Consider the following 26848-nt stretch of genomic DNA (forward strand, 5'->3'; position numbering starts at 1 on the left):
GGCAACGGGGTCCTACGAGCCGGAGGCGAGTGCTCCGTCCAGGAACTCCCGTACATGCGCGAGGATCTGGTCACGTCCCGTGCCGCGCAGGCCGATCGCCACATGGATGGAGAACCCGTCGAGCAGCGCCCGCAGCCGCGCCGCGAACCGGTCGGGGTCAAGGGCCCCGAACTCGCCCCGCGAGACGCCCTCGGCGAGCAGCGCCACCAGGTCGCGGTGCCAGGCGCTCTCGATGGCGACCTGCCGGTCGCGCTCGTCGTCGTCGGCGTTCAGGGAGCGGTTCCAGACCTCAAGCCAGAGGGTCCAGTGGGGGTCGCCGGGGGCGTCCGGGACATACAGGTCGACGTACGCGTCGAGCCGCTCGCGGGCCGTGCCCTGCCGGGCGAGCAGCCGGCCGCGCTCGGCGCCGAGCGCGGACTCGCTCCACTCCAGAGTGCGCAGGAGCAGCTCGTCCTTGGTGCGGAAGTAGTAGAGGAGGTGGCCGCTGCTCATGCCGACCTCACGGCCGAGCGCGGCCATGGTCAGCTTCTCCAGGCCGCGCTCGGCGATCATCTCCATGGCAGCGGCCAGCACGTCCTCGCGCGGTGGTGCGTTCTTCCGGCGGGCGGCCTGGGCCACGGGGACTCCTGCGGTGACTCGTCTGACGCTAGATCTTCGGCTGCTGCTGGGTGATGCAGTGGATGCCACCACCCCCGGCAAAGATCGTACGGGCGTCCACGAGCGTCACGGTCCGCTCCGGGAAGAGACGGCGAAAGATGCCGGCCGCGATCTCGTCACGCGGGTCGTCGAAGGCGCACAGGACGACGCCGCCGTTGCAGAGGTAGTGGTTGATGTACGAGTAGTCGACCCACCCCTCGTCGTCGGTGAGGACGGTCGGCGCGGGCACCTCGACGATCTGCAGGGTCCGGCCCCGGGCATCGGTCTGCCCCCGCAGCACCCCGATGATCTCCTTGCTGACCTCGAAGTCCGGGTGGGCGGGGTCCTGCTGCGAGTGGACGAGCACGATGCCGGGCGCGGCGAAGGCGGCGACGATGTCGACGTGCCCTCGGGTGCCGAACTGCCCGTAGTCGCCGGTCAGGCCCTTCGGCAGCCAAATCGCCTTGCGCGTGCCGATGCGGGCGTGGATCGCCTCCTCGGCCTGCTCGCGGGTCAGCCCGGGGTTGCGTCCCGGGTCCAGCTGGACCGTGTCGGTCAGCAGGACCGTGCCCTCGCCGTCGACGTGGATGCCGCCGCCTTCGTTGACCAGGGGCGAGGAGTGGACGGGCACGCCCGCGATGTCGGCGACGTGCCGGGCGATCTTCGCGTCGTGCTCCCAGCGGGCCCAGTCCTGGCCGCCCCAGCCGTTGAAGATCCAGTCCACGGCGGCGAGTTGATCGCCGTCGCGTACGAAGGTGGGGCCGATGTCCCGCATCCACGCGTCGTCCAGATCGCGCTCGACCAACTCGATGTCAGGGCCGAGGAGCGCGCGGGCCGACTCGCTCTGGCCGGTGCCGACGACCATCGTGACGGGTTCGAAGCGGCGTACGGCACGGGCGACGCCCGCCCAGGCGGCCCGGCCCTCGGCGAGCTCACGCTCATTGGTGAACGTGGGATTGGGGCCCGGCCAGGCCATCCAGGTGCGCTCGTGCGGGGCCCACTCGGCGGGCATGTGGAAGGTCATGGTGATCCCTACGAAGAGGACTGCGGGAAGGACTACAGGAAGTAGAGGCGGTTGAGCGAGACGGAGTCGGCGGGCTCGGACCTGACCGGGTCGCCGTCGAGCGTGACCAGGCCGGAGCGCTGGTCGACGTCGATGGATCCGGTGCGGGAGTTGAGCCGCAGGTCGGCGGGGCCGATGCCGCGGGTGCCCCGCACGGCGACGCGGCGCCGCCGGGTCGGCATCTGGTCGTTGCCCTGGTCGACGGCGGCCTGCGCGACGAAGGCCACCGAGATGTCGGCGGGCGTCGCACCGTACGCGCCGAACTGCGGCCCCAGGACGAGAGGTTCGCACGTGTCGGTCGCGGCGTTCGGGTCGCCCACGACGCCGTAGGCCGGGAAGCCGTACTTCAGGACCAACTGCGGCTTGGCGCCGAAGAATTCGGGCTTCCACAGCACCACGTCGGCCATCTTGCCGACCTCGATGGAGCCGACCTCGTGGGCGAGGCCGTGGGCGATGGCGGGGTTGATGGTCAGCTTGGCCATGTAGCGCAGGACGCGCGCGTTGTCGTCGCCCGCGCCGTCCCCGTCCATCGGGCCGAGCTCGGCCTTCATCTTCCCGGCCATCGCGAACGTCCTGCGTACGGTCTCGCCCGCGCGCCCCATGCCCTGCGCGTCCGACGAGGTGATCCCGATGGCGCCCAGGTCGTGCAGCACGTCCTCGGCGCCCATGGTCCCGGCCCGGATCCGGTCACGGGCCATCGCCGCGTCACCCGGCAGATCCGTCTTCAGGTCATGGACCGAGACGATCATCCCGTAGTGCTCGGCGACCGCGTCACGCCCGAAGGGCAGCGTGGGATTGGTGGAGGAGCCGATCACATTCGGCACGCCCGCCATCTTCAGCACGTTCGGCACATGCCCGCCACCGCACCCCTCGATGTGGAAGGCGTGAATGGTCCGCCCCTCAAGGACCTTCAAGGTGTCCTCGACGGACAGACACTCGTTCAACCCGTCGCTGTGCAGGGCGACTTGGACGTCATGCTCCTCGGCCACCCGCAACGCCGTGTCGAGTGCCCGCGTGTGCGCGCCCATGTCCTCGTGCACCTTGAAGCCCGACGCACCGCCCTCGGCGAGCGCCTCGATCAGGGGGGCGTCGTGCGAGGACGAACCCCGGCCCAGGAAGCCGATGTTGACGGGCCAGGCGTCGAAGGCGTTGAACGCGTGCTTCAGCGCCCAGGGCGAGTTGACCCCGACGCCCCACACCGGCCCGAACTCCTGGCCGATGATCGTGGTGACACCGGAGGCCAGCGAGGCCTCCATGATGCGCGGCGACAGCAGATGGACATGCGTGTCCACGGATCCGGCGGTGGCGATGAGCCCCTCGCCCGAGACGATGGACGTGCCGGTGCCGACGACGACGTCGACGCCGTCGAGGGTGTCGGGATTCCCGGCCCGCCCTATGGCGTGGATGCGGCCTTCCCTGATCCCGATGGACACCTTGCGGATGCCCTGCACGGCGTCGATCACCAGCACATTGCTGATCACGACGTCACAGGTCTCGCGGACGGCGGCGGCCTTCAGATGCAGCCCGTCACGGGCCGTCTTGCCGAACCCGGCCAGGAACTCCTCGCCGTACTCCTGCGAGTCGGACTCCACCCGGACCACCAGGCCCGAGTCGCCGAGCCTGACGCGGTCGCCCGCGCGGGGCCCATGGGTGGCGGCGTACGCGTACGGATCGATGCTCATCGCTCAGCTCCTCGGTCAGCTCCCAGGTATCCGCAGGCCACGGCCCTGCGCAGGGCCTCTTCCTTGGCGCCGGGCGCATCAAGGGCGCCGTCCACCAGACCGGCGAAGCCGATCGCGACGCGCTCGCCGCCGATGGGCACCAGCCCGACCTCGACGCTCTCGCCAGGGCCGAAGCGGACGGAGGACCCGGCAGGCACCGCGAGCCGCATGCCGTACGCGGCGCCGCGGTCGAAGTCGAGCCGCGGATTGGCCTCGAAGAGATGGAAGTGCGAGGTGACGGAGACGGGCACGGACGCGGTGTTGTGCACCGTGAGCGTCACGACGGGCGCGAGCTCCGCGTGCTCGGGACCGGGCAGCAGCGCCCCGGGAGCCTCACTCCCCAACCCCGCGCCGATGGGCTGCGAGACGACCGCGAGCCGGGAGCCGTCGTCGAAGACGGCCTCCACATGCACCTCGGTCACCACGTCCGCGACGCCCGGCAGGACGTCGTCGGGCCCGAGGACCGAGCGTGCCCGCTCGATCGCCTCGGCGAGCCTGGCCCCGTCGCGGGCCGCCTCGCACACCGTGTCCGCGATCAGCGCGGTCGCCTCGGGGACGTTGAGTCTGAGGCCGCGCGCCTTGCGGGCCCTGGCCAGCTCGGCCGCCCCGAAGAGCAGCAGCCGGTCGCGTTCCGTGGGGGTAAGCCGCACGCCACCACACCTCCATCGTTTGAACAACACTCTAACCACGAGATTGATCCGACGGAAACATTGACGTGCGAGCTTGACTCAGGTCACATTGAGCGGCACTCAAACAGTCGAACGGCGGCCTGTGTGCGCAGGCCGCCACGATCGAGCGTCAGGGGCACCCTCATGCCGATAGAACAGCGCGGAGTCGACACCATCCCGGACGGGGAACGCACCAGCGGCCCCCGCGATCTCATCTCGATCCTGCTCGGCTCCAACCTCTGTCTCGGGGTGATCGTCTTCGGCTGGCTGCCGGTGTCGTTCGGCCTCGGCTGGTGGGCGTCGGTCACCTCCGTGGTGGCGGGCACGGTGATCGGCACGGCCCTCACAGCCCCCCTCGCCCTGGTCTCACTCCGGACGGGCACGAACCTCTCCACCTCCTCCGGAGCTCAGTTCGGCGTACGGGGCCGTCTGGTCGGCTCGATCGTCGGCCTCCTCCTCTCCCTCGGCTACACCGCGCTGACCATCTGGATCGGCGGCGACGTCATGGTGGGCGTCCTGCACCGCCTGATCGGGCTCCCGGCGGGCGGCCTGTCCTACGGGATCGTGTACGCGCTCCTGGCCGCCGCCACGGTGACGGGCGCGGTCTACGGCTACCGGGTCCTGCTGAAGCTGTCCCGCGTCCTCGCCGTCGGCATGACGGCGCTCCTGATCCTCGGGGCGGTGGCCTACGCCCCCGACTTCACGACGTCGGCCCTTCCCGACGCGGGCGGCTACCTCCTCGGCTCCTTCTGGCCGACGTGGCTGCTCGCCCTGGTGGCTGCGGGCCTGAGCGGCCCGATCGCGTTCATCACGCTCCTGGGCGACTACACGCGCTACGTCTCCCCCACGCGTCACAGCTCGCGCACGGTGCTGCGGGCGTCGTGGGCCGGCCTGCTGGCCGGGCTCCTGGTCCCCCAGCTCTTCGGTACGTTCACGGCGTACGCGGCGGGCGCGGCGCTCGACTACGCGGGCCCGCTGGTGTCCGCATCCCCCACCTGGTACTTGATCCCGCTCCTGCTGGCCGCCTCCGCGGGCTCGGTCGGCAACGCGGGCCTGATGCTGTACTCGATGGGCCTCGACCTGGACGCGATCCTGCCGCGGGCCTCGCGGGCGCGGGCGACGTACACGGTGGCGGTGGTGGCCACGGGGTGCGTGTTCGTGGGCCATTACGCATGGGAGGCGCAGGACGCGATGACGTCCTTCGTCCTGCTCCTCACGGCGATCGGCACACCATGGGCGGTGATCACCCTGATCGGCTTCGCACGCTGCGGGGGCGTGTACGACGCGGAGGCACTCCAGGTCTTCAACCGCCGCTCCAGGGGCGGGATCTACTGGTACCGCTCGGGCTGGAACATCCCGGCGACGGTGAGCTGGGCGCTGGGCGCGGCGGTCGGCCTGGCCGCGGTCTCACTCCCCTCCTACGAGGGCCCGCTGCTCTCGCTCACCGGCGGGGTGGACTGCAGCTTCCTGCTGTCGGGCGTGGTGGGCGGCCTTGCGTACGTGGTCCTGGAGCGGGGGAAGGCTACCGAGCCGGCGCCGGAGGAGGCCCCGGCGGTCAGCGCGCCGACGCCGTGATCAACTCATGCAGATACCGCTTGACGACGAAGCCGCCGTACGTGCCGTCGATCAACTCCCGCACACACCTCAACAGTCCGGCACGGGTGTCGTGATCGAGGGCGCGGTGCCCGGAGTAGGTGCGGAGCACGTCGATGTACTGATCGGCGGTGTAGGTGATGTCCCGCGCGAAGCGCCGCACGGTGACGGGGCCGAGGCCGTGCGCCCGCTCGATCTCACCGACATCGGTCCGGACGGTGCTCTCCTCGGGCAGCCGCAGGCCGGGCTCGGTGGCGTCGGGATCCCACCGCTCATAACACCCCTGGACCTCCACCCAGAAGTCCGAACTCCCCCCGGCGACATGCTCAGTGGTGACAACGGCTAACGTCCCACCACCCCGCAGCGCCGCCCTCATCTTGGGCACCCGCACATCAGGGTCCAGCCAGTGAAAGGCGGTGGCGCACACGACGAGGTCATACGGCTCCGGGGGCAGAGGCCACGCCTCGAATTCGGCCACCTCGACGTGGGCCCGGGGATAGGGGGCGAGGTTGCGCCGCGCCACGGCGGCGAGGGCGGGCCCCAGCTCCACGGCAGTGAGAACACCGCCGACCCGGGCCAGCGGCACGGTCAACTGCCCCGTACCCGGGGCCACTTCCAGCACCCTGCTGCGGGGGCTCAGCTGCGCCTGCTGGACCAGTGCATCGATCAACCCGGAGGGATACCGCGGCCGAACCCGGTCATACAACTCGGCATCCCCATCAAAAATCCCACGCAACATCCCCCCACTGTCCCGCACCGAACACCCCTTTCCCACCCGATCACCCCGCACCGAACAAGCTCTCCCACCCACCCACCCGATTGCCCCGCGGTGCCAGGGGTGGGCGGGAGATTTCCCGCGGCGAGGGTGGCGGGAACGGCACGGACGGGGTGGGCGGGAAGCGCACCGCAGAGGGGCGGGCGGGGAGCGCACCGCAGAGGGGCGGGCGGGTGAACTACACGGTGGAGGGGCGGGCGGGTGAACTACACGGTGGAGGTGGGCCGGAGACGTACAACCGGAGTAGGCCCGCACCCAGGTGGGTGGATGAACTACACGGCGAGGGTAGGCGAGAAACGTACAACCGGAGTGGGCCCGCACCCAGGTAGGCGGGTGAACAACACGGTGGGGATGGGCCGGAGACGTACAACCGGAGTAGGCCCGCACCCAGGTGGGTGGATGAACTACACGGCGAGGGTAGGCGAGAAACGCACAACCGGAGTGGGCCCGCACCCAGGTAGGCGGGTGAACAACACGGTGGGGATGGGCCGGAGACGTACAACCGGAGTAGGCCCGCACCCAGGTGGGTGGATGAACTACACGGCGAGGGTAGGCGAGAAACGCACAACCGGAGTGGGCCCGCACCCAGGTAGGCGGGTGAACAACACGGTGGGGATGGGCCGGAGACGTACAACCGGAGTAGGCCCGCACCCAGGTGGGTGGATGAACTACACAGTGCGGGTAGGCGAGAAACGCACAACCGGAGTGGGCCCGCACCCAGGTAGGCGGGTGAACAACACGGTGGGGATGGGCCGGAGACGTACAACCGGAGTAGGCCCGCACCCAGGTGGGTGGATGAACTACACAGTGCGGGTAGGCGAGAAACGCACAACCGGAGTGGGCCCGCACCCAGGTAGGCGGGTGAACAACACGGTGGGGATGGGCCGGAGACGTACAACCGGAGTAGGCCCGCACCCAGGTGGGTGGGTGAACTACACGGTGCGGGTAGGCGAGAAACGTACAACCGGAGTGGGCCCGCACCCAGGTAGGCGGGTGAACAACACGGTGGGGATGGGCCGGAGACGTACAACCGGAGTAGGCCCGCACCCAGGTGGGTGGGTGAACTACACGGTGCGGGTAGGCGGGAAACGTACAACCGGGGTGGGCCCCGGCGACATCGGCAGGACGTGGCGTGCCCCCCAGCCATGGGAGCCCGGGACCCACGCACCCGCAGTCGGCAGTGCTCGTGAGGGGACGTGCCGGTATGTCTGCCCGGAGCACGGTTCCCTGCGCTCCAGCAGCGAAGCAACCCCACGGCCACCGGACGATAGCGAGGACGGACATACCGGCGCGGCCCCGCCCCCACAGACGCACCGCACCCGAACCGCACCAGGCACCGCCCTCCCCCGGACACCACAAAGGCCGGGCCCGGGGGAACCCCCCGGGCCCGGCCTCACGACGTACCGCTAAGCCCTCAGCCGAGGTCATGCATCCAGCCGTGCCGGTCCTTCGCAGTCCCCCGCTGCACATCCAGCAGCGCTTCCCGCAGCTTCATCGTCACCGGGCCCGGCTGCCCCCCGCTCTGCGTCCACTCACCCGAGCGGCACTTGACCGTACCCACCGGAGTGATCACCGCGGCGGTACCGCACGCGAAGACCTCCGTCAGCGTGCCCTCGGACGTGTCCGCCTGCCACTGGTCGATCGAGACACGCGACTCCTCCGACGTGTAGCCGAGGTCACGGGCGACCGTGAGCAGCGAGTCCCGGGTGATCCCGGCCAGCAGCGAGCCCGTCAACGTCGGCGTCACGATCTTGTCCCCGTACACGAAGTACAGGTTCATCCCGCCGAGCTCCTCGACCCACTTGTGCTCCACGGCGTCCAGGTACGCGACCTGGTCGCAGCCCTTCTCCGCGGCCTCGGCCTGCGCCAGCAGGGACGCCGCGTAGTTGCCGCCGGTCTTGGCGTCGCCCACGCCGCCCGGGACCGCCCGCACGCGGTCCTCCGACAGCCAGATCGAGACGGGCTTGACCCCACCGGGGAAGTACGCGCCCGCGGGGGACGCGATCACGATGAACAGGTACTCGTTGGCCGGCTTCACACCGAGCCCGACCTCGCTCGCGATCATGAACGGACGCAGGTACAGCGACTCCTCGCCACCGTGCGCCGGCACCCACGCCTTGTCCTGCTTCACCAGCGCGTCGCACGCCTCGATGAACGTCTCGACCGGCAGCTCCGGCATCGCGAGCCGCCGCGCCGACCGCTGGAAGCGCTCCGCGTTGGCCTCGGGGCGGAAGGAGGCCACCGTGCCGTCGGGCTGGCGGTAGGCCTTCAGGCCCTCGAAGATCTCCTGCGCGTAGTGCAGGACGTTGGTCGCCGGGTCGAGGGAGAGCGGGCCGTACGGCACGAGCTGACCGTCGTGCCAGCCGCGGCCCTCCGTCCACTTGATCGTCACCATGTGATCGGTGAAGTGGCGACCGAACCCGGGGTTGGCCAGGATCGCCTCGCGCTCCGCCGTGGACAGCGGGTTCGCGGTGGGCTTGAGCTCGATCGTGGGTGTCGGCGTCGTCGTCATGAGTACTAGTCCTTCACGGTGTGATGGTGACGGACCGCGCTCACGCCTGTACATCGTGTACTAGGACGTCCGAGCATCCCTGCATTCCGCGGCCCCACGTTCGATTATCGCTCGCGGGGCGCCGAGGAAGAAACAGCGTGAATGCGGCCCAGGGGTCGATGGTGGCACCCGGAGCCGCATACGAGAAGCCGCCGGGTCCGTGAACCAGACCCGGCGGCTTCTGTGTCGTAAGGACGAGCTACCGGGTCAGCCCGCTACTCGTACGGCGAGCGCGTCGCCGATCTGCTCGGTGGTGCGGACCGAGTCGCCGCGCTCCGAGAGGTCCGCGGAGACGGCGGTCTCGATGCGCGCCGCCTCGTCCTCGTAACCGAGGTGACGCAGGAGCAGTGCGACGGACAGAACGGTGGCCGACGGGTCGGCCTTGCCCTGGCCCGCGATGTCCGGCGCCGAGCCGTGCACGGGCTCGAACATCGACGGGAACTCGCGGCTCGGGTTGATGTTGCCGGAGGCCGCGACGCCGATGCCGCCGGAGACGGCCGCGGCGAGGTCGGTGATGATGTCGCCGAAGAGGTTGTCGGTGACGATCACGTCGAAGCGGCCCGGGTCGGTGACGAGGTAGATCGTCGCCGCGTCCACGTGGATGTAGTCGGTGGTGACGTCGGGGAAGTCCTTCGCCACCTCGTTGAAGACGTTCGTCCAGAGGTGACCGGCGTACGCGAGGACGTTGTTCTTGTGGACCAGCGTCAGCTTCTTGCGCGGGCGGGCCTGGGCGCGGGCGAAGGCGTCACGGACCACGCGCTCCACACCGAAGGCGGTGTTGACGGAGACCTCGGTGGCGACCTCGTGCGGGGTGCCGGTGCGGATCGAGCCGCCGTTGCCCGTGTACGGGCCCTCGGTCCCTTCGCGTACGACGATGAAGTCGATCTCCGGCTGCCCCGCGAGCGGAGTGGCGACACCCGGAAGGAGCTTCGACGGCCGCAGGTTGACGTGGTGGTCGAAGAGGAAGCGGAGCTTCAGCAGGAAGCCGCGCTCCAGGACGCCGGACGGGACCGAGGGGTCGCCGATCGCGCCGAGGAGGATCGCGTCGTACTGCTTGAGGGCCTCGACGTCGGCGTCGGTGAGGGTCTCACCGGTCGCGTGGTAGCGCTTGGCGCCGAAGTCGAACTCCTTGGTCTCCAGCTTCACATCCTGCGGGAGGACGGCATTGAGGACCTTGAGCCCCTGGGCCACGACTTCCTGGCCGATTCCATCACCGGGGATCACTGCGAGATTGATGCTGCGAGACATACGGGCACCCTACGCTCCGTCCCACGGGATGACACTCGCAGTCCGGCATGCGGACACCCCTGGTCACGCCACGGCCGCGCCACCACATGGCCACTCCCTCTTCACCCGCAGGCCTGGTGGGAGTTGGCACCCACTGGGAAGTTCTCCTTCCATGGACACCCCGAATGTCGGCATACCGGAGCGGCTCGCGGCCGGGATGAGCATGCCGGAGCAGCACGAGTACCTGCGCAGGAAGCTCTCCCGCCGCAAGGTCCTGGCCAGTTCGTTCGCCACCGCGGGCACGGTCGGCGGGATCGGCCTGCTCGCCGGCAGCTCGGGCAACGCCCACGGTGAGGGCGCGTCGGCGTCGAGCCCGCTCGCCGCGCCGTCCGCGCCCGTGAAGGTCGACGGCAGACTGGTGGCGCCCTTCGCCCGGCATCTGGCCTTCGGGGCCGACCCGAAGACGCAGATGCGGGTCTCCTGGCAGGTGCCGTTCGCGGTCAAGTCCCCTTACCTGCGGGTGGGTCTCAAGCCCTGGGAGCTGAGCCGGAAGATCGAGGCGGAGGTGCGCGACCTGCGCACTCCCTCCCTGTCGAAGAAGCTGCCCGCGGTCGAGCAGTACTACCTGCACGCGGCGCTCGACGGCCTCAAGCCCGGCACGACGTACTACTACGGCGTCGGCCACGAGGGCTTCGACCCGGCGTCACCCGAGCGGATGGCGACGATCGGCTCCTTCCGCACGGCGCCCGCGACACCGGAGAAGTTCGTCTTCACGGCCTTCGGCGACCAGGGCGTGAGCTACGACGCGCTCGCCAACGACCAGTTGATCCTGGGCCAGAACCCGTCCTTCCACCTGCACGCGGGCGACATCTGCTACGCGGACAGCACCGGGCACGGCAAGGAGTCCGACACGTACGACGCGCGGGTGTGGGACACCTTCCTCGCGCAGACGGAGTCGGTGGCGAAGTCGGTCCCGTGGATGGTCACGACGGGCAACCACGACATGGAGGCGTGGTACTCGCCGAACGGCTACGGCGGCCAGAGCGCCCGCTGGTCGCTCCCCGAGAACGGCTTCGACCCGAGGAACGCGCCGGGCGTCTACTCCTTCACGTACGGCAATGTCGGCGTCGTCGCGCTCGACGCGAACGACGTCTCGTACGAGATCCCCGCCAACAAGGGCTACACGGACGGCAAGCAGACCGCCTGGCTGGACAAGCGCCTGGGCGAGCTGCGGGCGGACGGTTCCATCGACTTCGTGGTGGTCTTCTTCCACCACTGCATGTACTCGACGTCGACGCACGCATCCGACGGCGGGGTGCGCGACGCGTGGCTGGAGCTGTTCACCAAGCACCAGGTGGACCTGGTCGTCAACGGCCACAACCACGTCTACGAACGCACCGACGCGATCAAGGGCGGCGAGGTCGGCAAGCCCGTGCCGGTCGGCGCGTCGACCGATCCGACGCGCGACGGCATCGTGTACGTCACCGCGGGCGGCGCGGGCAAGGACCTCTACAGCTTCCCGGCGGGCGTGAAGGACAGCTTCGAGGGGCACGTCGAGGACCGGGACTCGATCCTGTCGTTCCACTGGACGAAGTCGCGCCTTCCCGACCCGGACCGGGTGGAGTGGTCACGGGTGCGGTACACCGGCTTCTCGTTCCTCGCGGTGGAGGTGACGGCCGGTGTGAACCCGAAGCTGACGGTCTCCGCGCTCGCCGAGAGCGGTGAGCGCGTGGACCACTTCGAGGTGGTGCGCGGTAAGTAGGGGCTGGCGGTGGCGCGGGCGGGTCAGTGACCCGTCTCGCCGCCGTTGTCCCTGCGGTCGAGGGCGCGCTGCAGGGCCGCTGCGGCGTTCTTGCGCTCGGAATCGCTGGTACGGCTGGTACGGGAGGCGTGGCGGACTCGGCGTGCGGTCGTCTCGGCCATGGGGAATCCACTCCTTGAGGGAAGGGGGTACTGGTACTTCGAGACGCCGGAGAGGCGGGGAGCGGCGGAGCCACAGGGGTTGCCTGCACGGGGCTCCGGCTCACGACCGCCATTCGCTTGGTCGAGCGAGACGTTCGGCTCCTACAAAGCTAAGCGAGGACGGAGCGTCTGTCTCCACAATTACTCGGACTTCCTACTATCTGAGACGGGCTTCACTCCCGGCCCCTCCTTCGGCCGCTCTGAGCTCGCGGATCAGGGCCCGCACGGCGACAGTGGCGGCCTGCTCCGGGGTGGTGACATAGCCCACCGAACGTGACGGGCGCTCCGGACCGAGATCGGTGATCTCGATTCCGTCCGGTGCTCCGTTCAGCGAGAGCGCGGGCATGATCGCCATGCCGAGACCCCTGCTCACCATCGAGAGCACTGCTCCGTCGTCCTCGGTCAGGACGGTCGCCTTCGGGATCCAGTCCTGCCCGGCCCACCACGTCCGGGTGTAGGAGCCGCAGTTCTCGTGCCAGTCCACCAGCGGCAGGGAGCGCGGGTCGGGGTGTCCGGCCGGGTGCACCAGCGAATAGGGCTCCTCGATCAGTACGTCGCCGATGAGCCCGGCGGGCACCGGCGAGGTCGCCCCGATCGTCGCGATGCCCAGGTCCGCGCGCCCCTGTGCCACCTCGCCCGCGGTGCCCGCGCCCAGCTCGCGCACGACGCGCACCTCCGGCTCGATGCCCGGGTGGCGGGCGGTGAGGCGCTCCAGGACGGGCGGAAGGAGGTACAGGGCCACGCTGCGGAAGGCGGCGATGCGCAGCGGTCCCGCGACCGTGCCCCGTTCGGCGCCGCGGGCCTCGGCCGCCAGGGTGTCCAGGAGCCGCAGGACGCGCCGGGCGTGCGCGGCAGCGGCGGCACCGGCCGCGGTCGGCGTCGCGCCCTTCCGGCCCCGCTCGAAGAGCACCGCGCCGACCTTGCGTTCCGTCCCGCGTATGGAGTGCGAGACCGCGGACTGCGTGAGGCCGAGCGCCTTGGCCGCCGCCGAGAACCCGCGCTCGCTGTCGACGGCGACGAGGACGCGGAGTTCGTGGGGCGCGAGGTCGGCGGCCCGGGTGGCGGACGCGGCTCCAGGAGCGCTCTTCGCGGCTGTGTCCATCGGGGGTCCCACCTGCTTCTATGAGGGCTCTTCATAGTCCGGGCCGTTCCATGAGCGCAACCCTCTCCCCCGCCCCCGCATTCCTCCGTACGGTCACCGCCATGACCGAGACCGCACGCACCGTGCACCAGACCGCCCGCCCCCACGGCTTCCCCACCCCCGGCCACTTCGCGTTCGTGGAGTCCGCGCTGCCCGAACCCGCCCCGGGCACGGCCCTGGTGGAGAACCTCTACTGGTCGGTTGACCCCTACCACCGCGAAATGATGGACGGTGAGTTCGCGCTGAACGCCCCCTTGGAGGGCCGCGCGCTCGGCCGCGTCGTGGAATCCCGCGACCCCGCGCTCCGCGAGGGCGAGCTCGTCTTCCACCGGCAGGGCTGGCGCACCCACTCCGTCGTCACCCCCGAAGAGGCGCGCACCCTCCCCCGCTTCGACGGCGTACCGCTCTCCGCGCACCTGAGCATCCTCGGCGGCACCGGCCTGACCGCCTACGTCGGCCTCACCCGCGTCGCCGAACTCCGCGAGGGGCAGGACGTGTTCGTCTCCGCGGCGGCCGGAGCCGTGGGCACGGCCACCGGGCGGCTGGCCCGGCTGATCGGCGCGGGACGGCTCGTCGGCAGCGCGGGCACGGCGGCGAAGGCGGCGTACCTGACGGAACACGTCGGCTACGACGAGGCGTTCGACTACCACACGGGCCCGACGGCCGAACTGCTCGCGAAGGCGGCGCCCGACGGGATCGATGTCTACATCGACAACGTCGGCGGTGAGCCCCTCGAAGCCGCGATCTCCTCGCTGCGCGAGTTCGGGCGGATCGTACGCATCGGCACGATCGCCCAGTACAACAGCACCGGCGCGCCGTACACCCTGCGCAACCTCCCCGACATCGTGGAGAAGAGCCTGCGCATGGAGGGCTTCCATGTCCGCAACTACCGTGATCTGCAAGAGGAGTTGTACGAGTTCGTGGTGCCGCACCTGCAGAGCGGGCGCGTCGGGCTCGACGAGACCGTGGTGGAGGGCTTCGACGGGATCGTGGACGCGTTCCTGGGGATGCTGCGGGGCGAGAACCGGGGCAAGATCATCGTGCGGGCAGCGGGAGCGGATGCCTGACCGGCAGAAGCGCGCCCGGAGCTGAGCGCTCCGTGGGAAGGACGGTGCTGGGCTGCGGGCCGGTGGGGGCTGGTCGCGCAGTTCCCCGCGCCCCTTACGGGGCGCGGTACCGCACCGGATGCGCCGAGTCCCAAGAGTCCGCTCAGAAGATGTCCCCGTCGCGCCAGTCGACGAGGAGTTCGTGCGCCGGGTCCAGGTCGGCGCCCCAGAGCAGCGGGGGATCCTCGTCCGGCATGTGGATCACGCCCTCGGGGCCGAGGGTGCCGACCGTGCCCTTCCACTCCCGCCAGCCGCGCGCGAGGTAGAGCCGCTGCCCCTCGTCCGACGCCGAGAGCGCGCCCAGCGCGTACGCACGGTCGATGACGCGCTCCAGGACACCCATCACCTGCCCGCCCAGGCCCTGCCGCTGCCGGTCGGGACGGACGGCGACCGCTTCGACGTAACCGACGCGCAGCGAACGGCCGTCGTGCAGGATCCGGCGCTGCACCACGGAGCCGTGCGCGAGGAGGAGGCCGGAGCCGTCGTGCACGAGGGCGTGCACACCGCCGAGGCCGTGGTCCCAGTCCTGATCACTGAAGTCCCCGTCGAACGCCTCGTCCATCAGGGCGCGTGCGGCGCGCAGTTCGGTGGGGTCGAGATCGTGGGTATGGGCCGTACGCAGCGTGGTCACCCCACCACCGTACTCAGGCCATATCTGAGTACGCACGCCGATTTGCCGGCGGCCGGGCGGCGGCAGAGTCGGTGCCATGAACGGCCTCTACGCTCTCAAGCCCTGGTACGCGGACCGGTTGTCCGGCGTACGCGGCGCGCTCGCCCGCCGCGAGGTGTCGCCCGACGTCCTCACCATGGCGGGTGTGCTCTGCGCGGCGGGCGCGGCGGCGGCACTGGCTTGGCTGCCGGTGCCGTTCGCCGCGCTTCCCGTGGCGGTGCTGCTCGCCGCCCGGCTCGCCTTCGCGAACCTCGACGGCGCGCTGGCCCGCGACACGGGCCGCACGACCCGGCGCGGCGCGCTCCTGAACGAACTGGGCGACCGCGCCGCCGATCTGGCCATGCTCGCGGGCTTCCTCACCCTGGCCCCGCTGTGGCTGGTGGCGACGGCGGGCCTCGCGGCGACGCTGCCCTCGTGGGTGTCGCTCGCGGGCGCTGCGGCGGGCGCGCCCCGCCTGAACGGGGGCCCGGTCGGCAAGACGGAGCGCTGCGCCCTCGTGGTCCTCGCGGCGGCTTCGGGGTGGGTCGTGCCGGTGCTCGTGGTGGTCGCCGCGGGTTCGGTGCTCACGGCGGGGCTTCGACTGGCGCGGCTGTGGCGCGAGTTGGGCCACGCTCACCCGGAGGTCCGGCGATGAGCGCCGCGCTCGTCGCCGGGCGGGCCATGCCCCCGGTCGCCGGAGTGCTCGGCGCGGGATTGGCCCCGATGGCGATGCTGCCCCTCGTACACCCACGGCCGGAACCAGCCACGGCTACCGCTCCCCTGAGGAGCCTGCGATGAGCGCCGCGTTCATCGCCGGGGAGGCCGCCGGGCGGGCCGTGCCCGTGGTCGCCGGAGTGCTCGGCGCGGGATTGGCCCCGATGGCGATGCTGCCCCTCGTACACCCACGGCCGGAACCAGCCACGGCTACCGCTCCCCTGAGGAGCCTGCGATGAGCGCCGCGTTCATCGCCGGGGAGGCCGCCGGGCGGGCCGTGCCCGTGGTCGCCGGAGTACTCGGCGCCGGAGGAGTGGCCGTCGCCGCGCTGCCCTCGCGGGTGCGGATGCGGGGTGAGCTGCGCAAGCGGTGGCGGACCTGGGCGCTGGCCGCGCCGCTCTTCCTCGGGGCGTTCTTCCTGGGCCGGGCGGGGGCGTTCGCGCTCGCGGCCGGGCTCGGGGTGGTCGCCATGGGCGAGTACGCGCGGATGGCGGGCCTCCCGCGGGGCGAGCGTGCGGTGCTCGGGGTGTCCGCCGTGGCGGTGCCGGGCATCGCCTGGGCCGCGCCCGGCGCCCTTGATCTGCGGACGGCCGGTGCGCTGCTGATCGCTGCCGCCGGGGTGGCCCTCTTCGCCGGGGACGCCGCGCAGGGCTTCACCAGGGCGAGCCGGACGGTGTTCGGACTCCTCTGGATTCCCGTCTCGCTGAGCGGGCTCGTGCTGCTCGGCGACACCGCCGTGGCGGTGGGCGTCGCGGTGGCGTTCGGGGACGTGGGGGCGTGGTGCGGGGGTACGGCGCTCGGCCGCAGGGGGCTCCTGTCCCGGCCGCTCTCGCCGCTCTCCCCCAACAAGACCTGGGCGGGGGTGGCGGGCGCCGCGGCCGCGACCGCCGCCGCGCTGGCCGCGGTCGGCGCGTTCTCCCTCGTGCTGTGGGCCGCGGTGCTCGTCGGCTGCGTACTCGGGGACCTCCTGGAGTCGATGGTCAAGCGCGAGGCGGGCGTGAAGGACGCGGGGAGCTGGCTGCCGGGGTTCGGCGGGCTGCTCGACCGGATCGATTCGCTGCTGGTCGCTCTGCTTCTGACAATGGTGGTGACGCTGTGAGGCCTCGCTCGGGACACCCAGCCCGTCCGGCAACTGAGGACGAACTCGGCGCAGCCAGTGACCGGCGACGCCCGAAGCAGGGCACGGGCCGTCTACGCCGCGGACCGCGGTGGACCCTACTCAACCGGATCAATTCGGCTGCTGCCCGCTCTGCTCCTGACGACGGTGGTGACGCTGTGAGGCCTCCCTCGGGACACCCAGCCCGTCCGGCGATTGAGGACGAACTCGGCGCAGCCGGTGATCCGCGGCGCCCGAAGCGGGGCGCGGCCCGGCTCCGCCGCGCCCTGTGGTGGACCCTGCTCACCCTCACCGGAGGGGTGGAGCGGCGCGGTCAACTCCCGCCCGGGGGCTGCGTCGTCGTGGCGAACCACTCCTCCCACGCGGACACCGCCGCCCTCCTCGCGGCGCTCGACGCCCGCCACGCGCCCGCGATAGGCGCCGCCGCCGACTACTGGTTCGCCTCCCCCTGGCGGAAGCGGATCTGCAGCCGCCTCGCCGCGGGGTTCCCCGTGCGCCGTACCGGGGGCGGCATGGACGACCTGTTGTCCAGGGCGGACGCCCTGCGCGCGGGCGGAGCCGTGGTCCTCTTCCCCGAAGGAACCCGCGCGCGGGCCGGCGAACTGGGCGCCTTCCACAAGGGCGCTCTGATCCTCGCCCGGCAGGCGGACGTACCCATCGTGCCGGTCTCCATCGACGGCACGGCCCGCCTCCTGCCCAAGCACGGCAAGCTCCGCCCCACCCTGGTGAGGGTCCGCATCGGGGCCCCGCTGCCCCCGGACACCACACCGCAGGCGGCGCGTGACGCGGTGGCGGAGCTTCATCGGCGTACGGAGGGAGAACCGCTCAGGGACTCCGCAACGCGCAGGCGAACGGCCGCCGTCATCGGCTCCCGCTGGGGCCTCGCCGCGGCCTTCGCCTGGGCGTTCGCCGAGGCGCTGAGCTGGCCCCTGATGCCGGAGCTGTTCCTGGCGATCGCCTGCGTGGCGGTGCCGCGCCGGGCCCTGAAACTGTCCCTCACGGCGCTCGCGGGAAGCCTGGCGGGCGGCCTGCTCGCCCTTCAACTGGCCGCTTCGGGCGTGCAGTTGCCGCACCCTCTGACCACGGACAGGATGCGCGCGGAGGTACGCAGCGAGCTCGCCGCCGAGGGCGCGGCAGCCGTCCGCCACCAGCCCTGGAACGGCATCCCCTTCAAGGTGTACGCACGCGAGGCGGGCCTCGCCGACGTCGCGCCGCAGGACTGGCTGGCCCACTCGGCCCTCTCCCGCGGCTCCCGCACCCTCACGGTGGGCCTCGCCTTCGGTGCCTTCGGGTTCCTCGTGCACCGGCTCCGGCGGTTCTACGGTCTGTATCTGGCCTTGCTGGGCGTCGGTTTCACGACCGGGCTCTCATTGATCGTGACGGGATGGAGCTGACCGGGGCACACTCGTGAGCATGGCTGACGAGACCGCAGAACGACCCTGGACCCCCATCCACGGCGAGCCCTACCGCTCCGTTCCGTACCGCCCCGAGCGCATGTCCGAAGCCCAATCCCTCGCGCACGCCGCCGAGTTGCGCACCCGGATGCGGGAGCGGCGCACGGTGCGGCAGTTCGCGCCCGACCCGGTGCCCCCGCAGGTCGTGCGGGACGCCATCGCGTGCGCGGCGACGGCGCCGTCCGGCGCGCACCAGCAGCCGTGGACGTTCGTCCTGGTCCAGGACCCGGAGGTACGCCGCCTCATCCGCGAGGCCGCGGAGCACGAGGAGCGCGTGTCGTACGACGGGCGTCTGGGCGAGGAGTGGCTCGCCGCGCTGCGTCCGCTCGGCACGGACGAGGTGAAGCCGCATCTGACGGACGCGCCCGCGCTCGTCGTCGTCTTCCAGCAGCGCTACTGGCTGGGCGAGGACGGCACCAAGCACAAGCACTACTACGTCGACGAGTCGGTCGGCATCGCCGTGGGGATGCTGCTGTCCGCCCTGCATCTGTCGGGCCTCGCCGCGCTGATCCACACGCCGAGCCCGATGCGGTTCCTTTCGCAGGTGCTCGGCCGTCCGGAGAACGAGAAGGCGTTCGCGGTGATCCCCGTGGGCTATCCGGCGCCGGACTGCCAGGTCCCCGATCTGGTCAGGAAATCGCTGGATCAGGTGCTGGTGGAGGTCTGAGCGGAGACCAGCTCGCGTTCGAGGGCGGGGTAGTCGGTGTAGCCCTCGGCCCCGTGGGTGTAGAGGTGCGCCGCGTCGATCTCCTGGAGCGGCGCACCCACCGCGAACCGCTCCGGCAGGTCGGGGTTGGAGATGAAGGCCCGCCCGTACGAGACGAGGTCCGCCAGGCCTTCGGCGAGGACCGCCTCGCCCGCCTCACGGGTGGTCGGGTCACCGTTCTCGCCGACGTTGGCGATGAGGGTGCCGTGCCAGTGGGGCCGCAGGTCGGTGAGGGCGGGGTAGTCGGCGTTGTCGGTGAGGTGGAGGTAGGCGAGGCCCAGGCCGTCGAGCTCGTCGAGGAGCGCGCGGTAGACGGGGCCGGGGTCGGCCTCCGCCATGCCGAACTGGGGGTTGCCGGGCGAGAGACGCAGGCCGAGGCGGTGGGCACCGATGGCGTCGGCGACGGCACGGGTCACCTCGACGGCGAAGCGGATGCGGTCGGCGATCGAGCCCCGACCGTACTCGTCGTCGCGGAAGTTGGTGTTGTCGGCGAGGAACTGGTGGATCAAGTAGCTGTTGGCGCCGTGGAGTTCGACCCCGTCGAAGCCGGCTGCGATGGCGTTGCGGGCCGCGGTGACGTGATCACGGACGGCGGTGTGGATCTCGTCCCGGGTCATCGCACGCGGAACGACCGGATCGGCCTTCCTTCCGCCACTCACATGGACACGGCCCGGGACGAGCACCGCGGACGGCCCCGCGGGGAGGTCACCGTCGACCCGGGCCAGGGGGTGGCCCTTGCGGCCGCCGTGCATGAGCTGGGCGTAGATCCTGCCGCCGGCCCCGTGCACCGCCTCGGTCACCGCGCGCCAGCCCGCGATATGGGCGGGAGTCTCCAGGCCCGGAATCCGCCAGTCGCTCTGTCCGCCGCTCGCGGGCCAGATGCCCTCGGTGACGATGAGGCCCGCGCCGGCTCGCTGGGCGTAGTGGTCGGCGACGACGGGGAGTGGAGTGCCGTCGTCGGTGGCGCGGTGGCGGCTCATGGGGGCCATGACGATGCGATTGGGCAGACGCAGGCCGTGGGTCGTGGGTGCGGAATACGGTGTGAGGAGCTCGGTGTTCGTCATGCCGGAACGTTAAAAGGTGACACCGGTGTCAGATTCAAGTACCGCTGATGCGGAGGGACGCGTGACATGAGGATCGGCGAGCTGGCGGAGCGTACCGCGGTGAGTGAGCGGTCCCTTCGCTACTACGAGAAGCAGGGCCTGCTGCACGCGGACCGCACGGCGGGCGGCCACCGCGACTACCCGGAGGCGGCGGTCGACCGGGTCGTCCACATCCAGGAGCTGTTCGCGGCGGGCCTGTGCAGCGCGAAGATCGTGCAGCTGCTGCCGTGCATGCGGGACCAGGACGGCGGCCCGTCGGAGACGGCGACGCCATGGCTGGTGGACGAGCTGACCGAGGAGCGGGCCAGGATCGACCGCCAGGTGGCGGACCTGCTGCGGGCGCGGGAGGTCCTGAACGAAGTGATCACGGCGGCGACGGGCGCGAGCCGCTGAACCCCCACCGACTTCCCTCACCTCTCTAACTCTTCAACGCGCATTGACCAGTTAGGCATGCGCGTGCTCTACTCATCCCATCGCAACCATCAAAACGCATTTGAGGGGTTAGAGATGAGCAGCTCGCAGCAGGCCCGCACCCACCACCGCTCCACCACCGTCCGCGGGCACGAGATCTTCTACCGCGACGCGGGCCCCGCCGACGCCCCGGTCCTCCTCCTGCTGCACGGCTTCCCCACCAGCTCCCACATGTTCCGCGACCTCATCCCCCGCCTCGCCCACCGCTACCGCGTCATCGCCCCGGACCACATCGGCTTCGGCCGCTCCGCCGCCCCTTCCGCGCGGGACTTCACGTACACCTTCGCCGAACTCGCCGACATCACCGCAGAGTTCACCGAGCAGCTGGGCCTGACCCGCTTCGCGCTCTACGTCCAGGACTACGGCGCCCCCATCGGCCTGCGCCTCGCGCTCACGCACCCGGAGCGCGTCACCGCGATCGTCACGCAGAACGGCAACGCGTACGAGGAGGGCCTCGGCACCGAGGCGTGGGCGCCGGTCTTCGCGTACATCGGCGACCCGAACGAGAAGACCGCCGCGCCCGTACGGGAGATCCGCTCCCCGGAAGGCATCAAGTGGCAGTACACGCACGGGGTTCCTGACCAGAGCCTGCTGAACCCGGACGCCTGGCACCACGACGCCGCGCTGATGGCCCGCGAAGGCCAGGACGAGATCCAGCTCTCTCTGATCGGCGACTACGGCAGCAACATCGATCTGTACCCCGACTTCCAGGAGTACTTCCGCACCTCACAGGTCCCGCTGCTCGCGACCTGGGGCGCCCACGACCAGATCTTCGTGCCACAGGGCGCGCTCGCCTTCCTGCGTGATCTGCCGGAGGCCGAGGTGCACTTGCTGCCCGCCGGGCACTTCGCCCTGGAGACGCACGCCGCGCAGATCGGCGGGCTTATCGACGACTTCCTGACCCGGCGCCTGCCCTGAACCGGTTAACGGCATCGTCGGGAAACAGCACCGCCCCCGACCGGGGTGGGGCCCAGGTCGGAGGCGGGGGCAAAGGGGGGCGCGGACGCCCGGGGGGCGTCAGCCCATGTGCGGGTAGCCGTACTCCGTCGGCGACACCAGCGTCTCCTTGATGGCACGGGTCAGCGTCCACCGCTGCAGATTCTGCGGCGCACCCGCCTTGTCGTTCGTGCCCGAGGCACGACCGCCACCGAAGGGCTGCTGCCCGACCACGGCACCGGTCGACTTGTCGTTGATGTAGAAGTTGCCCGCGGCGTAGCGAAGCTTCTCCATCGTGTGGGCGGCGGCCGCGCGGTCACCCGCGATGACCGAACCCGTCAGGGCGTAGTCCGAAGCCGACTCCATCTGGGCCAGCATCTCGTCGTACTTGTCGTCCTCGTAGACGTGGATCGCCAGGAACGGACCGAAGTACTCGGTCGTGAAGACCTCGTTGGCCGGGTCCGAGCACTCGACGACGGTCGGACGGACGAAGTAGCCCACCGAGTCGTCGTACGTGCCGCCCGCGACGATCGTGCAGGTCGGGTCGGCCGCCGCACGGTCGATGGCCGCCTTGTTCTTGGCGAACGCACGCTCGTCGATGACGGCGCCGATGAAGTTCGACAGATCGGTGACGTCACCCATCTTGATGCCGTCGACCTCGGCCGCGAACTCCTCCTTGAAGCCGGAGTTCCAGATCGAGGCGGGGACGTACGCACGCGACGACGCGCTGCACTTCTGGCCCTGGAACTCGAAGGAGCCACGGGTCAGGGCCGTCTTGAGGACGGCGCGGTCGGCACTGGGGTGCGCGACGACGAAGTCCTTGCCGCCGGTCTCGCCGACCAGGCGCGGGTACGTGCGGTAGTTGGCGATGTTCTCGCCGACCGTCTTCCACAGGTGCTGGAAGGTCGGGGTCGAGCCGGTGAAGTGGATGCCCGCCAGGTCGCGGTGGGTCAGGGCCACCTCGGAGACGGCGATGCCGTCACCGGTCACCAGGTTGATGACGCCCTTGGGCAGGCCCGCCTCCTCCAGGAGCTGCATGAGCAGCACGGCGGCGTGCGTCTGCGTCGGGGACGGCTTCCACACGACCACGTTGCCCATGAGGGCCGGGGCGGTGGGGAGGTTACCGGCGATCGCGGTGAAGTTGAAGGGGGTGATCGCGTAGACGAAGCCCTCGAGCGGGCGGTGGTCCAGGCGGTTCCAGACGCCGGTCGAGTTCGCCGGGGGCTGCTCGGCGAGCAGGTCACGGGCGTACTTGACGTTGAAGCGCCAGAAGTCGACGAGCTCACAGGGAGTGTCGATCTCGGCCTGCTGCGCGGTCTTCGACTGGCCGAGCATCGTGGACGCGGCGAGCGTCTCGCGCCACGTCGTGGAGAGCAGCTCGGCGGCGCGCAGGATGATCGCGGCGCGGTCGTCGAAGGACATCGCGCGCCACGCCGGGGCGGCGGCGAGGGCGGCGTCGATCGCGTCCTGGGCGTCCTGCGAGGTGGCGCCGCGGCCGTTGCCGATGACGGCCTGGTGGTTGTGCGGCTGCACGACCTTGAAGGGCTCGCCGCCACCGAGGCGCTTGACGCCGCCGATGGTCATCGGCAGCTCGATGGGGTTCTCGGAGAGCTCCTTGAGCTTGGTCTCGAGGCGGGCACGCTCCGGGGAACCGGGGGCGTAGCCGTGCACCGGCTCGTTGACCGGCGCGGGGACCTGGGTCACAGCGTCCATGAGTTCCGTATCTCCTTAAGGGGGGTCGGGGGAAAGGGAGCTCAGCCCTTGGTGAGGATGGAGCGGGCGAAGAAGAGCAGGTTGGCCGGCTTCTCCGCGAGGCGGCGCATGAAGTATCCGTACCAGTCGGTGCCGTAGGCGGTGTAGACGCGCATCCGGTGGCCCTCGGCCGCGAGCCGCAGGTGCTCGTCGCTGCGGATGCCGTACAGCATCTGGAACTCGTACTCGTCCAGTTTGCGCCCGGCACGGCGCCCGAGCTCCTGTGCGATGGAGATCAGACGCGGGTCGTGGGACCCGATCATCGGGTACCCGGCGCCCTCCATGAGGATGCGCATGATCCGCACGTACGCCTTGTCGATCTCCGCCTTGTCCTGGTACGCGACCTCGGCGGGCTCCTTGTAGGCGCCCTTCACGATGCGTACGCGGCTGCCCGCGGCGGCCAGGCGGCGGGCGTCGTCCTCGGTGCGGAAGAGGTAGGACTGGATGACGCAGCCGGTCTGCGGGAAGTCCTTCCGCAGCTCCTCGTGGATGGCGAACATCGAGTCGAGGGTGGTGTGGTCCTCGGCGTCCAGGGTGACCGTGGTGCCGATCTGGGCGGCGGCGATGACCACCGGGCGGACGTTGGCGAGCGCCAGCTCGTGGCCGCCCTCCAGGGCCTGGCCGAAGCTGGAGAGCTTGACGGACATCTCGGCCTTGGTGCCGAGGCCGAGGTCCTTGAGGCGCTCGACGAGCTCCAGGTAGGCGTCGCGCGCGGCGGCGGCCTGCTCGGGCGTGGTGATGTCCTCGCCGACGACGTCGAGGGTGACCTCCAGGCCCTGGTCGACCGATTCCGTGATGATCGGGACCACCTGGTCCACCGTCTCACCGGCGATGAAGCGGTCGACGACCTGCTTGGTGCCCGGGGCCGCCGAGACGAAACGGCGCATCTGGTCGCTGCGCGACGCGGCGAGGATCACGGGACCCAGCACGGGCACCTCCACGGAGAGTAGAACGGGGCCGTACCTGGATATGCGTAACGAGCCGGTACGGCACGGAGAACCACCGTGAAACTTAAGGATCCCTCCGATCCTGGGCCATCGACAGCTGTCACGCATCCGTGCCCTGGATCTCAGACATCTGTCTGAAGGTGGGGGCGAAGTACGTCAGAATGGACAGTGTGAAAGGCGATTACCAGGAACTGGTCGACGAGATCTCAGCCCTGCTCGGCGCCCCCGCGACGCTGGAGAACCGCGATTTCGAGCTGATCGCCTTCGGCGCGCACGACAGCGGCGGCGACACGGACTTCGACGCGACGGCTCTCGACCCGGTGCGCACCCGCTCGATCCTCACGCGCCGCTCGACGGCCGGGGTCCGCACCTGGTTCGAGAGCTTCGGCATCACCCGCGCGACGGCCCCGATCCGCATCCCGCCCACCCCGGAGGCGGGCGTCCACCGCGGGCGGATCTGCCTTCCCGTACGGCATCGGGGGTTCGCCCTGGGATACGTATGGCTGCTCGACGACGATCCGGGGCCCACGGACGCCCAGCTGACCGCCGCCATGGAGGTCGCCACGCGGATCGGCGCGCTGCTCGCCGACGAGGCGCAGGCGGGCGCCGATCTGACCCGGGAGTTCCGGGCCGTCCTGACCGCCGAGCGCGGCTGGCAGCGGGACATGGCGGTGGCCGATCTGCGCACGGCCCTCGGCCCGCGCGGCGAAGGCCTGCACGCGGTGGTGTGCGTGGCCCCCTGGCCCTCCGCCGACCCGGACGACGCACCGTCCGTCCGTACGGTGCAGGGGGCCACCGCCCTGTGCACCGTGCCCTGGGGCACGGCCGGCCAGAGCCTCGCCGTCCTGGTCAGGCTGCGTTCGGCGGACGTGCTCACCCCCGCGGTCTCGGCGGCCACGCGGCTCCTGGAGGCGGCGAAGGGCGCGTCGGCGGGAATCGCGAGCGCCCGGCACGGCCTGGAGGAGCTGGGCGCCGCCTGGTGGGAGGCGTCGACGGCGGCCCGCGCGGCCCGCGCCGAACCCCGCTTCGCCCCGGTGGCCCAGTGGTCGGACGTGGGCCCCTACCGCCTGCTCACGTCCCTGCCCGCCGAGGCCGCCCAGGACCCGGTGGCCCGCGCGCTCCTCTCCCCCGCCCACCGCGAACTGGCCCGCACGGCCGAGGTTTTCCTCGACTGTGCGGGCCAAGCGGGCCGCACGGCTGCGGAGTTGGGCATCCACCGCCAGACGCTCTACTACCGCCTCTCGCGCGTGGAGCAGCTCACGGGCCTCGACCTGGACGACGGCGAGGACCGGCTGCTGCTGCACATGGTCCTGAAAGCGTCACGACTGTAAGGGCACGGCTACAGGCGGACGTTGACGTGACCATGGCCCGGTAGCGTCTCCCCTTGATCACGCACGTTGATCACACACGTCGATCGCAGACACTCCACAGGGGAGACCGAACACCCGATGAAATTCAAGTTGTTGGGACCCGCCGTCGCCGCCGCAGCCCTCGTCGGCACCACCCTCACCGGCGGCATCGCCGTGGCGCAGACGCCCTCCGCACCGCTCGCTGCCGCCGCGGCACCCAGCTGCCTCAACGGCCTCACGAACGTCCCCGCCAAGGAGACCGTGAAGGTACGCAAGACCGCGAAGCTGAACGGCACCGCCGTCGGCCAGTGGAACAAGGGCAAGAAGGGCTTCGTCTGCAACGACGGAAAGTCGATCAAGGGCGACAAGTACACGCTCTGCGGCAAGACGAGCACCGAGTGGCTCTACGGCATCACGAACGACACGAACGTGAAGGGCTACGTCCCCAGGGCCTGCATCAAGTGGTAGCAACGGCCCCTGCCGAAGCATGACCCCGCGGTGGTGCGGGCGGCGCGATGCCGCCCGCACCACCGGCGTTTCAGTCCCCCGACACCCGCTCCATCACACGCCGCAGCCCCTCGGTCAGCTGCTCGGCGCCGGTCGCCGACTCCTCGTCGAACAGCCACTGCACCATCAGGCCGTTGAGCAGCGTCGTGTAGAAGCGCCCCTCGGTCTCCACAACGTCCTCGGACAGGTCGGCCTCCGGGATGCCGGTGAACATCGCGGCGAGCCCGCGCCGCCCCTCCACCTGTGCCTTGGCCAGCAGTTCGCGGATCTCCGCGAGCCGCTCCCCCTGCGTGACGACTTCCAGGCTCAGCATCCAGATCGCCCGCGACTCGGGGATCGAGCGGATGACGTTCGCCCACGTCTCCTGGAACCGCTCGATGCCGCTGCCCTCCGCGCCTCGCGCCGCGCCGACCGCTCCCTCGAAGCCCTCGCCCATGGGCTCGATGAGCGCGACGTACGCCTCGACGAGCAGTGCGTCCTTCGAGCCGTAGTGGTAGCCGATGGACGCGAGATTGGTCCCGGACTCCTTCACGATGTCGCGCGCGGTCGTCCGCACGAAGCCCTTCTCCAGCAGGCAGCGCTTGGCGCCTTCGAGCAGATCCTCACGGTGTCCCATGCGGGCAGCCTACTCCCGATCCATACGACCGTCCCAGACCAGCGTTTTATACAGCCGTACTAGACAACTGTTTAGGACGTCCGT

Annotated in this window: 26 protein-coding genes; 12 read left to right on the forward strand and 14 right to left on the reverse strand. The window is 70.7% G+C overall.

Features of this window, described 5'->3' with window-relative positions; translation table 11 throughout:
* Positions 1 to 12: 12 nt before the first annotated feature.
* The 4 genes from M4V62_RS13790 to ureA all read right to left on the reverse strand — a co-directional run bounded on the left by M4V62_RS13790 (position 13) and on the right by ureA (position 4070).
* A complete protein-coding gene (locus M4V62_RS13790; protein ID WP_249592816.1) occupies positions 13 to 558 on the reverse strand; it encodes a TetR/AcrR family transcriptional regulator in 546 nt (181 codons plus the stop codon).
* Between the two features lie 88 nt (positions 559 to 646).
* The gene (locus tag M4V62_RS13795; protein WP_249587550.1) at positions 647 to 1660 is read right to left on the reverse strand and encodes an agmatine deiminase family protein; all 1014 of its coding nucleotides are present in this window, start codon (positions 1658 to 1660) and stop codon (positions 647 to 649) included.
* 32 nt (positions 1661 to 1692) lie between these two features.
* Positions 1693 to 3381, reverse strand: coding sequence for an urease subunit alpha (locus M4V62_RS13800; protein WP_249587551.1), 1689 nt, complete (start codon positions 3379 to 3381; stop codon positions 1693 to 1695).
* Entirely contained in the window at positions 3378 to 4070 is a 693-nt protein-coding gene (ureA, locus tag M4V62_RS13805) for an urease subunit gamma (RefSeq protein WP_249587552.1), read from the reverse strand. The genes M4V62_RS13800 and ureA overlap by 4 nt, the downstream gene beginning before the upstream one ends.
* A 162-nt stretch (positions 4071 to 4232) precedes the next feature.
* Between ureA and M4V62_RS13810 the strand changes: the two genes are divergently transcribed.
* On the forward strand, positions 4233 to 5663 hold the full coding sequence (locus M4V62_RS13810; RefSeq protein ID WP_249587553.1) for a cytosine permease: 1431 nt from the start codon (positions 4233 to 4235) through the stop codon (positions 5661 to 5663).
* On the opposite strand, the gene M4V62_RS13815 is transcribed toward M4V62_RS13810, so the two are convergent.
* The 3 genes from M4V62_RS13815 to M4V62_RS13825 form a co-directional block, all read right to left on the reverse strand.
* Entirely contained in the window at positions 5644 to 6420 is a 777-nt protein-coding gene (locus M4V62_RS13815) for a class I SAM-dependent methyltransferase (protein WP_249587554.1), read from the reverse strand. The two genes, M4V62_RS13810 and M4V62_RS13815, sit on opposite strands and share 20 nt — an antisense overlap.
* Before the next feature lie 1450 nt (positions 6421 to 7870).
* A complete protein-coding gene (locus M4V62_RS13820; RefSeq protein WP_249587555.1) occupies positions 7871 to 8968 on the reverse strand; it encodes a branched-chain amino acid aminotransferase in 1098 nt (365 codons plus the stop codon).
* Positions 8969 to 9214: 246 nt separating this feature from the next.
* On the reverse strand, positions 9215 to 10255 hold the full coding sequence (locus tag M4V62_RS13825) for a 3-isopropylmalate dehydrogenase (protein ID WP_249587556.1): 1041 nt from the start codon (positions 10253 to 10255) through the stop codon (positions 9215 to 9217).
* 151 nt (positions 10256 to 10406) lie between these two features.
* Between M4V62_RS13825 and M4V62_RS13830 the strand changes: the two genes are divergently transcribed.
* Entirely contained in the window at positions 10407 to 11996 is a 1590-nt protein-coding gene (locus M4V62_RS13830) for a purple acid phosphatase family protein (RefSeq protein WP_249587557.1), read from the forward strand.
* A gap of 23 nt (positions 11997 to 12019) precedes the next feature.
* Here M4V62_RS13830 and M4V62_RS13835 read toward each other — a convergent pair whose 3' ends face one another.
* Positions 12020 to 12157 carry a hypothetical protein gene (locus M4V62_RS13835; RefSeq protein WP_249587558.1) on the reverse strand — a complete coding sequence of 46 codons (138 nt, stop codon included), beginning with the start codon at positions 12155 to 12157 and terminating at the stop codon, positions 12020 to 12022.
* A gap of 196 nt (positions 12158 to 12353) precedes the next feature.
* Positions 12354 to 13298: a LysR family transcriptional regulator gene (locus tag M4V62_RS13840; RefSeq protein ID WP_249587559.1), complete on the reverse strand. Its 945-nt coding sequence runs from the start codon at positions 13296 to 13298 to the stop codon at positions 12354 to 12356.
* Between the two features lie 101 nt (positions 13299 to 13399).
* On the opposite strand from M4V62_RS13840, the gene M4V62_RS13845 reads away from it, so the two are divergent.
* Positions 13400 to 14404 (forward strand): NADP-dependent oxidoreductase, encoded by a 1005-nt coding sequence (locus M4V62_RS13845; RefSeq protein ID WP_249587560.1) that lies wholly within the window; start codon positions 13400 to 13402, stop codon positions 14402 to 14404.
* A 142-nt stretch (positions 14405 to 14546) separates the two neighbouring features.
* Here the strand turns inward: M4V62_RS13845 and M4V62_RS13850 are convergent, their stop codons facing one another.
* The gene (locus M4V62_RS13850; RefSeq protein WP_425575332.1) at positions 14547 to 15152 is read right to left on the reverse strand and encodes a GNAT family N-acetyltransferase; all 606 of its coding nucleotides are present in this window, start codon (positions 15150 to 15152) and stop codon (positions 14547 to 14549) included.
* On the opposite strand from M4V62_RS13850, the gene M4V62_RS13855 reads away from it, so the two are divergent.
* The 5 genes from M4V62_RS13855 to M4V62_RS13875 all read left to right on the forward strand — a co-directional run bounded on the left by M4V62_RS13855 (position 15151) and on the right by M4V62_RS13875 (position 19044).
* The gene (locus tag M4V62_RS13855; RefSeq protein WP_249587562.1) at positions 15151 to 15747 is read left to right on the forward strand and encodes a CDP-alcohol phosphatidyltransferase family protein; all 597 of its coding nucleotides are present in this window, start codon (positions 15151 to 15153) and stop codon (positions 15745 to 15747) included. The two genes, M4V62_RS13850 and M4V62_RS13855, sit on opposite strands and share 2 nt — an antisense overlap.
* A 139-nt stretch (positions 15748 to 15886) precedes the next feature.
* Positions 15887 to 16045: a hypothetical protein gene (locus M4V62_RS13860; protein ID WP_249587563.1), complete on the forward strand. Its 159-nt coding sequence runs from the start codon at positions 15887 to 15889 to the stop codon at positions 16043 to 16045.
* Entirely contained in the window at positions 16042 to 16905 is an 864-nt protein-coding gene (locus tag M4V62_RS13865) for a phosphatidate cytidylyltransferase (protein ID WP_249587564.1), read from the forward strand. The genes M4V62_RS13860 and M4V62_RS13865 overlap by 4 nt, the downstream gene beginning before the upstream one ends.
* Positions 16906 to 17117: 212 nt before the next feature.
* Positions 17118 to 18317 carry a lysophospholipid acyltransferase family protein gene (locus M4V62_RS13870; protein ID WP_344646435.1) on the forward strand — a complete coding sequence of 400 codons (1200 nt, stop codon included), beginning with the start codon at positions 17118 to 17120 and terminating at the stop codon, positions 18315 to 18317.
* A gap of 19 nt (positions 18318 to 18336) precedes the next feature.
* Positions 18337 to 19044, forward strand: coding sequence for a nitroreductase family protein (locus M4V62_RS13875; RefSeq protein WP_249587566.1), 708 nt, complete (start codon positions 18337 to 18339; stop codon positions 19042 to 19044).
* On the opposite strand, the gene M4V62_RS13880 is transcribed toward M4V62_RS13875, so the two are convergent.
* Positions 19023 to 20147, reverse strand: a complete 1125-nt coding sequence (locus tag M4V62_RS13880) for an alkene reductase (RefSeq protein ID WP_249587567.1) — start codon at positions 20145 to 20147, stop codon at positions 19023 to 19025. The genes M4V62_RS13875 and M4V62_RS13880 overlap by 22 nt on opposite strands.
* Before the next feature lie 66 nt (positions 20148 to 20213).
* Here M4V62_RS13880 and M4V62_RS13885 point away from each other — a divergent pair, with 66 nt between their 5' ends.
* Positions 20214 to 20579, forward strand: coding sequence for a MerR family transcriptional regulator (locus tag M4V62_RS13885; protein WP_249587568.1), 366 nt, complete (start codon positions 20214 to 20216; stop codon positions 20577 to 20579).
* Between the two features lie 114 nt (positions 20580 to 20693).
* Positions 20694 to 21575 carry an alpha/beta fold hydrolase gene (locus M4V62_RS13890; protein WP_249587569.1) on the forward strand — a complete coding sequence of 294 codons (882 nt, stop codon included), beginning with the start codon at positions 20694 to 20696 and terminating at the stop codon, positions 21573 to 21575.
* Positions 21576 to 21674: 99 nt separating this feature from the next.
* Here M4V62_RS13890 and pruA read toward each other — a convergent pair whose 3' ends face one another.
* A complete protein-coding gene (gene pruA, locus M4V62_RS13895) occupies positions 21675 to 23306 on the reverse strand; it encodes an L-glutamate gamma-semialdehyde dehydrogenase (RefSeq protein WP_249587570.1) in 1632 nt (543 codons plus the stop codon).
* 41 nt (positions 23307 to 23347) lie between these two features.
* A complete protein-coding gene (locus M4V62_RS13900) occupies positions 23348 to 24274 on the reverse strand; it encodes a proline dehydrogenase family protein (RefSeq protein ID WP_249587571.1) in 927 nt (308 codons plus the stop codon).
* Between the two features lie 179 nt (positions 24275 to 24453).
* On the opposite strand from M4V62_RS13900, the gene M4V62_RS13905 reads away from it, so the two are divergent.
* Positions 24454 to 25623 carry a PucR family transcriptional regulator gene (locus tag M4V62_RS13905; protein WP_249587572.1) on the forward strand — a complete coding sequence of 390 codons (1170 nt, stop codon included), beginning with the start codon at positions 24454 to 24456 and terminating at the stop codon, positions 25621 to 25623.
* A 117-nt stretch (positions 25624 to 25740) separates the two neighbouring features.
* Positions 25741 to 26109, forward strand: a complete 369-nt coding sequence (locus tag M4V62_RS13910; RefSeq protein WP_249587573.1) for a hypothetical protein — start codon at positions 25741 to 25743, stop codon at positions 26107 to 26109.
* A gap of 70 nt (positions 26110 to 26179) precedes the next feature.
* Here M4V62_RS13910 and M4V62_RS13915 read toward each other — a convergent pair whose 3' ends face one another.
* Entirely contained in the window at positions 26180 to 26764 is a 585-nt protein-coding gene (locus M4V62_RS13915) for a TetR/AcrR family transcriptional regulator (protein ID WP_249587574.1), read from the reverse strand.
* Positions 26765 to 26848: the final 84 nt, after the last annotated feature.

Origin of the sequence: Streptomyces durmitorensis, from assembly GCF_023498005.1 — a bacterium.
Taxonomy (GTDB): Bacteria; Actinomycetota; Actinomycetes; order Streptomycetales; family Streptomycetaceae; genus Streptomyces; species Streptomyces durmitorensis.

Bases quoted from the DNA above. Each gene is read 5' to 3' on its own strand.
- M4V62_RS13790 (WP_249592816.1), bottom strand. From the start codon at position 558: ATGGAGATGATCGCCGAGCGCGGCCTGGAGAAGCTGACCATGGCCGCG.
- M4V62_RS13795 (WP_249587550.1), bottom strand. From the start codon at position 1,660: ATGACCTTCCACATGCCCGCCGAGTGGGCCCCGCACGAGCGCACCTGG.
- M4V62_RS13800 (WP_249587551.1), bottom strand. From the start codon at position 3,381: ATGAGCATCGATCCGTACGCGTACGCCGCCACCCATGGGCCCCGCGCG.
- M4V62_RS13810 (WP_249587553.1), top strand. From the start codon at position 4,233: ATGCCGATAGAACAGCGCGGAGTCGACACCATCCCGGACGGGGAACGC.
- M4V62_RS13815 (WP_249587554.1), bottom strand. From the start codon at position 6,420: ATGTTGCGTGGGATTTTTGATGGGGATGCCGAGTTGTATGACCGGGTT.
- M4V62_RS13820 (WP_249587555.1), bottom strand. From the start codon at position 8,968: ATGACGACGACGCCGACACCCACGATCGAGCTCAAGCCCACCGCGAAC.
- M4V62_RS13825 (WP_249587556.1), bottom strand. From the start codon at position 10,255: ATGTCTCGCAGCATCAATCTCGCAGTGATCCCCGGTGATGGAATCGGC.
- M4V62_RS13830 (WP_249587557.1), top strand. From the start codon at position 10,407: ATGGACACCCCGAATGTCGGCATACCGGAGCGGCTCGCGGCCGGGATG.
- M4V62_RS13835 (WP_249587558.1), bottom strand. From the start codon at position 12,157: ATGGCCGAGACGACCGCACGCCGAGTCCGCCACGCCTCCCGTACCAGC.
- M4V62_RS13840 (WP_249587559.1), bottom strand. From the start codon at position 13,298: ATGGACACAGCCGCGAAGAGCGCTCCTGGAGCCGCGTCCGCCACCCGG.
- M4V62_RS13845 (WP_249587560.1), top strand. From the start codon at position 13,400: ATGACCGAGACCGCACGCACCGTGCACCAGACCGCCCGCCCCCACGGC.
- M4V62_RS13855 (WP_249587562.1), top strand. From the start codon at position 15,151: ATGAACGGCCTCTACGCTCTCAAGCCCTGGTACGCGGACCGGTTGTCC.
- M4V62_RS13850 (WP_425575332.1), bottom strand. From the start codon at position 15,152: ATGGCACCGACTCTGCCGCCGCCCGGCCGCCGGCAAATCGGCGTGCGT.
- M4V62_RS13860 (WP_249587563.1), top strand. From the start codon at position 15,887: ATGAGCGCCGCGTTCATCGCCGGGGAGGCCGCCGGGCGGGCCGTGCCC.
- M4V62_RS13865 (WP_249587564.1), top strand. From the start codon at position 16,042: ATGAGCGCCGCGTTCATCGCCGGGGAGGCCGCCGGGCGGGCCGTGCCC.
- M4V62_RS13875 (WP_249587566.1), top strand. From the start codon at position 18,337: ATGGCTGACGAGACCGCAGAACGACCCTGGACCCCCATCCACGGCGAG.
- M4V62_RS13880 (WP_249587567.1), bottom strand. From the start codon at position 20,147: ATGACGAACACCGAGCTCCTCACACCGTATTCCGCACCCACGACCCAC.
- M4V62_RS13885 (WP_249587568.1), top strand. From the start codon at position 20,214: ATGAGGATCGGCGAGCTGGCGGAGCGTACCGCGGTGAGTGAGCGGTCC.
- M4V62_RS13890 (WP_249587569.1), top strand. From the start codon at position 20,694: ATGAGCAGCTCGCAGCAGGCCCGCACCCACCACCGCTCCACCACCGTC.
- pruA (WP_249587570.1), bottom strand. From the start codon at position 23,306: ATGGACGCTGTGACCCAGGTCCCCGCGCCGGTCAACGAGCCGGTGCAC.
- M4V62_RS13905 (WP_249587572.1), top strand. From the start codon at position 24,454: ATGGACAGTGTGAAAGGCGATTACCAGGAACTGGTCGACGAGATCTCA.
- M4V62_RS13910 (WP_249587573.1), top strand. From the start codon at position 25,741: ATGAAATTCAAGTTGTTGGGACCCGCCGTCGCCGCCGCAGCCCTCGTC.
- M4V62_RS13915 (WP_249587574.1), bottom strand. From the start codon at position 26,764: ATGGGACACCGTGAGGATCTGCTCGAAGGCGCCAAGCGCTGCCTGCTG.